At 43.6% G+C, this 10,276-nt stretch carries 13 protein-coding genes; 2 read left to right on the top strand and 11 right to left on the bottom strand.

From position 1 onward, the window contains the following. The 3 genes from DP117_RS35425 to DP117_RS19015 all read right to left on the bottom strand — a co-directional run. Positions 1–551, bottom strand: a 551-nt coding sequence (locus tag DP117_RS35425) for a pentapeptide repeat-containing protein (protein WP_211176196.1), incomplete at its 3' end; no start/stop codon positions are given. 58 nt (positions 552–609) lie between these two features. Next, complete coding sequence (locus tag DP117_RS19020; RefSeq protein ID WP_339381318.1) at positions 610–1,149, bottom strand: SH3 domain-containing protein; 540 nt, start codon at positions 1,147–1,149, stop codon at positions 610–612. Positions 1,150–1,316: 167 nt separating this feature from the next. After that, positions 1,317–2,855: an AAA family ATPase gene (locus DP117_RS19015; protein ID WP_169219836.1), complete on the bottom strand. Its 1,539-nt coding sequence runs from the start codon at positions 2,853–2,855 to the stop codon at positions 1,317–1,319. Between the two features lie 407 nt (positions 2,856–3,262). Between DP117_RS19015 and DP117_RS19010 the strand changes: the two genes are divergently transcribed. After that, complete coding sequence (locus DP117_RS19010; protein WP_282440304.1) at positions 3,263–3,808, top strand: tetratricopeptide repeat protein; 546 nt, start codon at positions 3,263–3,265, stop codon at positions 3,806–3,808. A 273-nt stretch (positions 3,809–4,081) separates the two neighbouring features. Here the strand turns inward: DP117_RS19010 and DP117_RS19005 are convergent, their stop codons facing one another. The 8 genes from DP117_RS19005 to DP117_RS18970 all read right to left on the bottom strand — a co-directional run bounded on the left by DP117_RS19005 (position 4,082) and on the right by DP117_RS18970 (position 8,379). Next, positions 4,082–4,591 carry a YceD family protein gene (locus DP117_RS19005; RefSeq protein WP_169219834.1) on the bottom strand — a complete coding sequence of 170 codons (510 nt, stop codon included), beginning with the start codon at positions 4,589–4,591 and terminating at the stop codon, positions 4,082–4,084. A gap of 225 nt (positions 4,592–4,816) precedes the next feature. Continuing rightward, a complete protein-coding gene (locus tag DP117_RS19000; protein ID WP_169219833.1) occupies positions 4,817–5,317 on the bottom strand; it encodes a R3H domain-containing nucleic acid-binding protein in 501 nt (166 codons plus the stop codon). A gap of 18 nt (positions 5,318–5,335) precedes the next feature. Beyond that, positions 5,336–6,481 carry a membrane protein insertase YidC gene (yidC, locus tag DP117_RS18995; protein WP_169219832.1) on the bottom strand — a complete coding sequence of 382 codons (1,146 nt, stop codon included), beginning with the start codon at positions 6,479–6,481 and terminating at the stop codon, positions 5,336–5,338. A 169-nt stretch (positions 6,482–6,650) separates the two neighbouring features. After that, positions 6,651–7,040 carry a PH domain-containing protein gene (locus tag DP117_RS18990; protein ID WP_169219831.1) on the bottom strand — a complete coding sequence of 130 codons (390 nt, stop codon included), beginning with the start codon at positions 7,038–7,040 and terminating at the stop codon, positions 6,651–6,653. Beyond that, positions 7,027–7,449, bottom strand: a complete 423-nt coding sequence (gene rnpA, locus DP117_RS18985) for a ribonuclease P protein component (protein WP_169219830.1) — start codon at positions 7,447–7,449, stop codon at positions 7,027–7,029. The genes DP117_RS18990 and rnpA overlap by 14 nt, the downstream gene beginning before the upstream one ends. A gap of 25 nt (positions 7,450–7,474) precedes the next feature. After that, positions 7,475–7,609: a 50S ribosomal protein L34 gene (gene rpmH, locus DP117_RS18980; protein WP_169219829.1), complete on the bottom strand. Its 135-nt coding sequence runs from the start codon at positions 7,607–7,609 to the stop codon at positions 7,475–7,477. Positions 7,610–7,662: 53 nt separating this feature from the next. After that, on the bottom strand, positions 7,663–7,803 hold the full coding sequence (locus DP117_RS18975) for a hypothetical protein (RefSeq protein WP_169219828.1): 141 nt from the start codon (positions 7,801–7,803) through the stop codon (positions 7,663–7,665). Positions 7,804–7,866: 63 nt separating this feature from the next. Then, positions 7,867–8,379 carry a DUF2808 domain-containing protein gene (locus DP117_RS18970; protein ID WP_169219827.1) on the bottom strand — a complete coding sequence of 171 codons (513 nt, stop codon included), beginning with the start codon at positions 8,377–8,379 and terminating at the stop codon, positions 7,867–7,869. 726 nt (positions 8,380–9,105) lie between these two features. On the opposite strand from DP117_RS18970, the gene DP117_RS18965 reads away from it, so the two are divergent. Beyond that, positions 9,106–10,269, top strand: a complete 1,164-nt coding sequence (locus tag DP117_RS18965; protein WP_169219826.1) for a Re/Si-specific NAD(P)(+) transhydrogenase subunit alpha — start codon at positions 9,106–9,108, stop codon at positions 10,267–10,269. The last annotated feature ends 7 nt before the right edge of the window (positions 10,270–10,276 follow it).

The raw sequence follows: 10,276 nt of genomic DNA, 5'->3' as shown, positions 1-10,276 counted from the left end.
CCGCTGAGGTTGACACCGCTGAGGTTGACACCGCTGAGGTTGACACCGCTGAGGTTGACACCGCTGAGGTTGACACCACTGAGGTTGACACCGCTGAGGTTGACACCACTGAGGTTGACACCACTGAGGTTGACATTATTAAGTCGGACACCTGTAAGGTTGGCATTATAGAGAGAGACGCCACTCAAATTAACACCACTCAAGTCAGCACCACTTAAGTTGGCACTACTTAAGTTGGCACTACTTAAGTTAGCACCACTCAAGTCAGCACCACTTAAGTTGGCATTACTTAAGTTGGCACTACTTAATTTGGCACCACTTAAGTTGACACCACTTAATTTGGCACCACTTAAGTTAGCACCACTTAAGTTGACACCACTTAAGTTGGCACCACTTAAATCACATTTGGGACATTTCTTTGTATCCTGCAACTGTTGAATGTGTTCGGATTTTGCCGCGTTACCTGGAAGCGTTACTAACAATGGGGCACATAAAGCGACAGCAGCTAAAAACTTTGTAAAACGTCTTTTCTGGGGGTTTGTGAGTTTCATCTTTTCAGCCTACCGCAGGCATACTTTGAATTTCTCCGGATTGCGAATGCGTGAATTATTATTGCTCTGTTTGCTCATTTTGTTCTGTCTGTGGCGAATCTTCCTCGTCAACTTTTTGGGTGTTACCTGCTTTTACCCAACCTTCTTGTTTACTTTCGCCACCTTCAACACGAATTTTTTGCCAGACATTATCGTTACTTTGTTCCAAAACAATTACTCTTGAATTAAACCCAACCCCACCAATACGTTCAGCATCTAGCTTTGCTTCGGTTCGCAAAACTAAGCCTTGCTTCCAAGTCACACGCGCTTTATAAGCCCCCGGTGGTAATGACTTTGGAGATGGGGTAGGCTTAGGAGTTGATTTGGGTGAAGCTTTGCTTTTAGCTTTAGGTGTAGAGGTGTCTTTGGTTCCTTTAGCTATGGTTGCTTTTGGATTTTCCCCTTTGACAGAAGGGCTATCATTGGCAAAAATCGGTTTGGCGGGGAGTATAGAAGTTCGATTCATCAAGTACAAACCAGTAGCAATTCCGCCGCCAGCTAAAATGGCGATCGCCAGTAAAATCCCAAGTGTGTATTTCAGTATCTTGATGATAACCACGGTGACAACCTCACACTATAAATTTATGAATTATAAATGATGAATTATGAAATTTTTGATTGTTCATAATTCATAATTACGACCTCATTATTGCAGCTGGCGTTGAATGCGATCGCTTCGCCTGCCTATGCCCTAAAATACCTCCGACATCTTGCCCTGAGTTTCACTCAGCCAGAAGGTTTTCCTCCAGAAAACCCTCTGGGCATAAACGGGCTATCGCTTAATGGACTATGTTTAGAAGCTAAACGTGCTCTCCCAGCTGCAGCCCATTCTTGCAATTTCTGAATTTGTTCGGTGGCAGTTCGTGCTAGTGGTATAATCTGACTAGCAGATTCTAAAATATCATCGGTTGTAAAGTCTCTATTTTGACTAAATCCGATGTGCATCGCTTCAATCAAGGTTTGCTCAATTTCTGCACCTGAAAAATCAGGAGTTTCATAAGCTAACCTGTCGATATCGTAATCTTTCAAGTTGTGAGCACGCAGTCGAGATAAATGTACAGTAAAAATTGCTTTTCTCTCTTCTTGGGTGGGTAAACCAACAAAGAAAATTTCATCCAACCTTCCTTTTCGTAGCATTTCTGGTGGTAGTGCTTGAATGTCATTCGCAGTCGCAACAACAAACACAGGTGAGGTTTTCTCGGCAAGCCAGGTAATAAATGTACCAAAAACACGGCTCGTGGTTCCTGCATCACCTTTGCTACCAAGTCCAGAAAAGGCTTTATCTATCTCATCTATCCACAAAATGCAAGGAGCAAGAGCTTCGGCTACTTGTATCATTTGTCGTGTACGAGATTCCGATTCACCGACTAAACCCCCAAACAATCTTCCCACATCTAGACGCAACAAAGGTAAATGCCAGTGATGAGCGATCGCCTTAGCGGTTAATGATTTTCCTGTTCCCTGAATTCCTACCAACATTAAACCACGGGGATGGGGTAATCCGTACTGTCGTGCCCTTTCAGTAAACGCGCCGCCCCGACGCAAAAGCCAATCTTTGAGGTTATCTAGTCCACCGATATCAGAAATTTGCTCAGTGGCTGGGTAAAAGTCGAGGATTTGGGTTTGACGAATCGTTTGGCGTTTTTCTTCCAAAACCAAATCGACGTCTTCTGGCTGCAATTCTCCGTGGGTGGCGATCGCTCGTGCTAAAACCCGACGAATGCGTTCCATCGAAAGCCCTTGACAAGAGCGTACCAAGTCATCTAAAACTTTAGCAGAAAGAGAGTGACCAGTTGCAGCTAACAAGCGTTCGACTTCTATTTTAATTTCGGCTGCTGCGGGTAAGGGAAATTCAAGAACTGTCAGAACTTCTGTTAAGTCGTCAGGAATCGCAATACGAGGCGACAGCAACACGATGTTTTTTGGTTGAGACTTGAAGAGTCGGGCGAGGTTGCGGAGTTTGCGGGCGATCGCCACATCTTCTAAAAAGCGATGGTAATCTCGTAAAATAAAGACAGCAGGCGCAGAAGCTGGAAGTTTTTCGACAAATTCCAAAGCTTGTAATGGGTTACGACGACCAAATCCTGCATCATTAGGATTACCTTGGTAACCATCCACAAAATCCCAAGTATACACTGGACGATTCCCCTGATTCGCTGCTTCTTCCCGGATAGCGCTTTCCACCCGTTCCTCTTCGTAAGTTGGGATGTAAATTAAAGGATAGCGGGCGCGTAGCAGCAGTTTAAACTCGTCACGGAAGCTCATAAGTAGATGTTAAAAGTTAGTTGTTAGTTCTCTTTCTCATTGTTAATGGTTGTCATGGTTCTAACAACTTTCTTGTTTTGTTTCCTCTGTTTGGCGATCGTTCAATCCACACCTCGCCTCGTTCAGGGGCTACGCTGTACACACCGGATCGCTTTTCACCTCACCCTCGCTTTAGGGTGCGCTAAAATCTTTCCCTCTCCTTAGCAAGGAGAGGGATGCCCGATAGGGCAGGGTGAGGTTTTGCACCGGATGAGGGGTAATTCGATGACTTGTGTGTACACCGTAGCCGAAGTTCCCAGAGGGATACCCGACAGGGCAAGGTGAGGTTATAACCCGCTTACTTGCTCAAAAGCTGCTTGAACCGCTCAAACATCCTCTGAGGGTTAAAGGCTGCCACCGCTGATAGCTTGCAAAATTTGGGAGATTTGTATTTTGAACTTCAAAATGAGGTGAAACGAGCTGACGAGTGTTATCAGCAAGCATTAGAAATCTATCAAGAAATCGGCGATCGCTTAGGTGAAGCTAACACCTTAAAAGCCATCGGTGATGTTTTGCAGTTCCTTAAACGTAGTCATGAAGCATTACAACGTTACGAACAAGCTTTGGCTTTCTACCGCGAAATCGGCGATCGCTTAGGTGAAGCCAACGTACTGCAAGGGTTTGGTAAATTACAAGATGACCCAGCGCAAGGGCTAGAATATCTCCAACAGGCTCAAAACCTCTATGTTCAAATTGGCGATATCTACAGCCAATGCCGTAATCTACTCTACTTCATCGCTGATGTTCAATTAAACATGGCACAGCCAAACGCCGCTGTTGACTCCTTACATCGCGCGGCTGAACTCGCCACCGCCATCAACTTTGAACCTTTTTTTAAATACGCTCAAAATAAGATAGCTGAAATTAATACGTCTTCCTTTGAGCAAGCTAAAGAGGAACAGAAGCGCGGTTGAATAAACTTGATTTCCTTACCGCTGAGACTATCGCGACTTCTGCGCCTTTTGTTCCATTAGCAGCTAAAGAAATCAAAAGTACGTCAGGACAGCCGCAACACACCTTACCAAGCTTTCAATTTTTTGAGAAAATGGGCTTCCCTGCGCACACCTTTTCCATCATATATATGATATCCTGTCAACTCGTTAAAAGTCAACCCTAAAATCAAAGCATCCTCCTAATTTGTAGTCAGCGGTTTCGCGAAGATAGCACTGACTACAAACCCATCAAAACTAAGGTCCCGGAAATTGGTTTTTCAAAGATTCCAGAGAAGCCCAACGTCTGTCAACTCGCGTATCTGATTTGCTTTGGGCGCTTGGTTGAATCCCCAGACAATTTGCATCACACAACTGTCGCTGAGGCAATTCCAAGCACATTTGCTCATACAGCCATGTACCGGGATCAAAATATCCTTGGGGTGATAAAGTTTCTACTAAATCATCAAATGCAATTTCCCGTTCTAAAGGTAGGTCATCTGTTTCGTTAGCGGCTTCATCTAACCAGATAATTTCTTGAGTATTAACCGTTAAACGATGATTGTAATTTTGCAAGCAGCGATTGCAAGTACAAGTAATGATTGTTTCTGCTTGACCAGAGACTTCTAAATAATTACCATGATGCTGCACGCGAATGTGACCGCGAACTGGTGTCAAAGTTTCCAAACCAGGTAGGAATTCTTTGACTTGAATTTCTTCTGTTTGTTGGGGCGCTTTAGTAAGCTGCGGAATATAAATTGCGTCCATAGGACTTGTGAGACATCCTCACGACGACAAACTCTGTGTATCATAGCGCGATGCAGCTGTTAATACATATTTCAGTCTAGCTTTTCTAGAAATCAGTTTATGAGTGCTGAATTGGGATTTCGGAAAATTTTTTGTTTTTGTATAAGCTAACGAGTTATGAGTGATGAGTTGTCACTGTTGGTGTTAACTCCTCACTCTTCACTCCTAACAACTGACTGCGTTCAGTTACTCTGTTGACGCAATTCGTACAACAAGGTGACGATGCGGCTCTTTTCCTCGGCTGAAGGTTTCTAAGTCACCAAACTCTTTTAAGAATGTGTGAACTTGGCGGCGTTCGGCTGAACTGAGTGACTTGATTTCTACTTCTTGACCAAAGGAACGCACTTGCTCTGCGGCTGCTTCGGCCATTGCGCGAATTTCCGCATATCTCCTGATGCGATAGCCATTCAATTCAACAGTGTAAGAGGCTTGTTCTTCCTGTTGTTGACTCAAGTTGAGAATAGAATTTGCTAGATACTGAATAGCATCTAGCACTGAACCGTCCGGACCAATTAAAATTTCGATTTGTTCCGGTGATAGGTTGGTTTCACGAATTGTCAACCAGTAACTATCTTGTTCTGAGGATTCCTCATCTTGAGTGAGGTTTGTTTCTTTCTCAGCTTCAATATCAACAGATAGTCCGCTAAGTTGCAGCAGTGTTTTCAACCACTCCTGACCTCGTTTCATTCGACTGTCACCTCATCATTAGCCTGTAGTCTTTTTCTTAGAACTTTTTGGTTCAAACGGGAGTGCTTTTTGTTTGGCGCTTTCTTCTTCCTTCTGCTGAGAATCTACAATTTTTTGTAGTTCCTCTGAAAGAGGTTCGCGCATAAGAAGATAGGTTTGCAGTGTCTGGAAAATATTACCAATCACCATATACATCAATACCCCAGCTGGCAGGGGGAAGAACAAAAACATCCCAGAAAAGATGATGGGAGTGATTTTGTTGACAGTATCCTGCTGTGGGTTAGCATTAGTAGTATTTTGCCCAGAAAGGATTTGGCTGACGTAGAGGGTAATACCAAACAGAACAACCATCGCGACAACATCCCAGTGAACAGTGCCATCTGGATCAATTGCACCAACTCTACCCAAGGCATCGATAAAGAGAAATCCTTGATTAGCTGCGAGTCCCGGAATTGTTCCCTGTATGGTGACGTCTCCTGGCTGTAACGCTTGGATGTTACCTTCAGCATCAATTTTTATCCGTTCTTCCCCTTTAATCACTTTCCATTCAGGAATAAGTTGACTACCGGGATGTTCTTTTAAAAGCGTCTCAAAGGGTTTGCCTTCTGGAGTTTGATATTCTATTTTCGTATTTTCTCCAACGGCTAATTTGTTACCTCCGGGAAGGATAGCACTGACTTTAAGATGTTCCCCTTCAGAAACATAGATATTTTGTGGGGAAGTCGCAAAGGCTTGCGGTTGAATTCTTTCGATTTGTTCGGCAGGAAAAATTTGCAGGTTAACACTATAGTTAACCCCAGCAAAAGGTGAACCTCGCAAAGTCGCAAACAGTGCCAGTAAAACTGGCATTTGTAGCAGCAATGGTAAACAACCTGCAAGCGGGTTGCCAAATTCTTTTTGGACGTTCATCGTTTCTTCTTGCTGCTTTTGCGGATCGTCCTTATAGCGCTCTCTAATTTCTTGCATCCGCTTGTTCATCAGAGGTTGCACGATCCGCATCCGTCGCATGCTGCGAATTGAACCAGCACTCAGGGGATAGAGCGCGAAGCGGATGATCAATGTCAATGCCACAATTGCCAATCCATAGCTAGGCACGATGCTATAGAACAAGTCTATGATTGGCAGCATCACGTTGTTTGAAAGAAACCCTATACCAAAATCCATTATTCTGAATTCAACCTGAGATACTGTAAATTGACTTAATCTAATTTATCTAAATCATGATTTAGATTGCGACTTGCATCGTACTACGGATAGCCGCACATTATATGAGTCAGAGAGTGAGGGAGTGTGGGAAAATATCCCTCCCTCGTTCCCGACAGCATCCTCTTCATCACTTCTTAGCGCCCGCGTAGCTGGGATTTTTGGCGATAACTTTTTCTTCTATGTAGTCATAAATTTCCCGAAACTTGGGAATTGCTCGTAGTTCCAGACGGCTACCGTCTCTGAGGGTTATAACCATATCTCCCCACAAGCCAATACCACGGGGAATTTTAGCCATTTTGACAATTTCTGAGTAAATGACGTCGCTGCGAGAACGTCCCATCCAACCACCCATCACGGAAATCCTGCGATCTGTGATACGGAAGCGTAACCACAATGCCCTGACAATCGCCCCAACTGTTAATGGAAGACCAACAACAGTTAGTCCAATCAATATGTTCGTGATTAAATCCCCAATATGGGGACCACCCTCATAATATACTTCTTCACGAATGCCCATTGAACACCTCGGCTTGTTCCAACAACTGCTCTAATTCTTGCAGAAATTGTTGAGTTACGCACTTTATATCTGCTGTTGGTTTGACTATGACCACAAGCCGCCACCCTGGTGATATTTTAGGCAATAACTGATAAAAAGCTGCTGCAATTTGCCGTTTGAGGCGGTTACGAACAACTGCCCGTTTGCTAACTTTTGTGCTGATCGAAATTCCGATTTGGGCTGGAGGAGTCATCTGTTTTGCGCTTTGTGTTTTTACACTTTCAGCAGCCGCATCACAAGATCGCTTAGAGGAAGGTGACGGTCGTAACGCTCTCAATGTTAAATGTGAAGCATGACGACGGATTCCTTCCCGGAAAACTGCCTGGAAATCTCTTCGGGATTTTAGCCGATTTACCTTGGGCAATGCCACAGTTACTATGATTGCTTTCTCTGCCTTAAACGCTCAAACGATAGCGTCCCTTCTTTCTTCTTGCTTTGATGACGTTTTGACCATTTGAAGTTCGCATCCGAGCACGAAAACCAGAGGTTCTTTTTCTTTTACGGGAAGTCCCTTCCAGTGTTCTCTTCATGTTTTTATCCTCTTAGACAATTACTATAAAAAAAGCCACAATTGATTATTATATCACATATTTATCTTTTCTTTGCAACTCAGCAGGAGTTGAGGAGCCACTGCGCCTGGTGGTGAGTCCAGCGCCGTGCCAAGAGTTGTCTGTTGCCAAGCTTCGTCTGTATTCAACACTATGGCATGGCATTTTGATGACATTGTGACTCTTTGGCGCGGAGTGTAGGCAGGGGGAAGGCTCCTGACTTCTCCTCAGGTGATAACTTAACTAATACTAATAATCCATGTGCCGACGTAGCGTGCTAACGGCACATCGCCAGGAGACTGAATTGAGCAGTTAAAATAGAACATTCCACCAGAAGGAGGGTTTTTGACGTTAGAGAAAACCAACTCAACACTGTTACCTGCTGGTACTGCTTCTTGGGGATAGATTTCAATGACGTGATTTTCTTTATCCCACTTCACCTCGGATAGTGGAATCTTTTTGCCCCTAACCTTGACTTCAACGCTTTTGGTGTCGAAGGTTCCTTTGTAGTACTCAGGATAAGAAATGACAAATTGAGCAACTGCTGTTTTTAACTTTTTGTTAGAAATTTTCAGCCGGTATCTATCCCAGCCATTGCTTTGCCCACCAAAATCTAATCGGAACGGTAGCTGATTTTCGCCTTTGACACCGCTAAATAGCGTCAACCCTGGCAAACTTTGTGCCCAGCTGATCGCTGGTACCCCAGCTAGCAAAAAGCCAGTCACAGCTAAAGTCGAGAGGAAACGTCGCATGGTTAAGCTCCTGAGCCAGAAATAGGTCTTTTGTTTAAATAACTAAGATTAAACGTTCGTAAACTTTACTTTACTACTGAAACATAGTTTAGATATGAGACGTAAATTCCTTATAAATGTGCCCTTCTCAGTATTTAAAAAAATAACGTATTTAAAGTTACATATCAGGCTCAAGACTTTTTTCAGCTCAGAATTTTTAGAAATTCAGAATCACTGAAAACACGGTTGAATTTTGATTTTGTTACTAAATATGTATAGATATATATAATTTGTTATAAAACTTGAATCATTTCATAATGAAATCAGTTGTGAAATTGGGCTATATTGACTAAAACAAGTTGTACTAAAATCAGAGTTTACTAATATTATTCGGGGATAGTTTTTGAGAATTCGACTAATATTACAATATGTAAAAAAAATAGGAAAAAATTCTTCAATTCCTAAAAGAAGTTAAAGACAGAGGAGCAAAATTTAGGGATTGACATAGGATGTGCAATAGACGACCATCTTTGCAAATACATGGGAATCTTGAAATTCTGCAAGAAACAAACACATTGAGTTAGGGCTTTGCGTAAGTCACTGTCGAGTTTGAGAGCGAAGGTAAAGTTGACTGGGCAAAGCAACTGCTAATAGCTGCTGCCCATGCACAATTAAATGTACCTACTGCCTCTTAAGAAAAATTTCATAGCTTGCAAAAAAATAGGTATTTATCTTCAAGGAGATTGCATGAGAATAGCAGTTGCCAAAGAAATTGAAGTCTGTGAGCGTCGAGTAGCTCTCATTCCTGACACTGTTGCCCGATTGGTTAAACAAGGTGTGGAAGTGTGGGTAGAAACTGGTGCCGGTGAGCGAGCTTTCTTTTCTGATGCTGCTTATGAAGCAGCGGGGGCGAAAGTCATCACTGATAGCGCCACATTATGGGGTGAAGTAGATATTCTGCTTAAAGTGAGTCCACCTCAAGAACGAGAAGATGGACGTTCAGAAGTTGACTTGCTCAAGGAAGGAGCTGTGCTGATTAGCTTTCTGAACCCTTTAGGGAATCCATCAATAGCACAGCGACTGGCAGAACGCAAGGTAACTGCTATGAGTATGGAGATGATCCCCCGGACAACTCGGGCGCAAAGCATGGATGCTTTATCATCACAAGCATCAATTGCAGGTTACAAAGCGGTGCTGATTGGTGCAGCAGCATTACCAAAATATTTCCCGATGTTGACAACAGCGGCTGGTACAATCGCTCCCGCGAAAGTGTTTATTATGGGTGCTGGTGTTGCTGGGTTGCAGGCGATCGCCACCGCCAGACGCTTGGGAGCGATCGTCGAAGCCTTTGATATTCGCCCCGCCGTCAAAGAAGAAGTCCAAAGTTTAGGGGCAAAATTCGTCGAAGTCAAACTAGAAGAAGAAACAACCGCCGCCGGAGGCTACGCCAAAGAAATTTCTGAAGCGAGCAAACAGCGCACTCAGGAAGTTGTCGCCGAACACGTCAAGAATGCTGATGTGGTGATTACGACTGCCCAAGTTCCTGGTAAAAAAGCACCTCTTTTAGTCACTCAAGAAATGGTAGCGCAGATGAAACCAGGTTCGGTGGTTGTGGATCTCGCGGCTGAACAAGGTGGTAACTGCGCTTGCACTGATCCCGGCAAAGATATTGTCTGGAATGGCATTACTATCATCGGTCCTATCAACTTACCATCATCAATGCCAGTTCATGCCAGCCAACTTTATTCCAAGAATTTGTCGTCGTTGATACAACTGTTGATTAAAGACAAAGCGTTGCAGGTGAACTTTGCCGACGACATCGTTGATGCGGCTTGTGTTACCCACGGTGGCGAAATTCGTAACCAACGAGTGAAAGATGCCTTACAAGCTTTAAGCGGTGTGGCAGGTTAATTAATTC

The organism is Brasilonema sp. UFV-L1 (assembly GCF_012912105.1).
Classification (GTDB): domain Bacteria; phylum Cyanobacteriota; class Cyanobacteriia; order Cyanobacteriales; family Nostocaceae; genus Brasilonema.
This window is presented reverse-complemented; position numbering and strand designations above follow the sequence as displayed.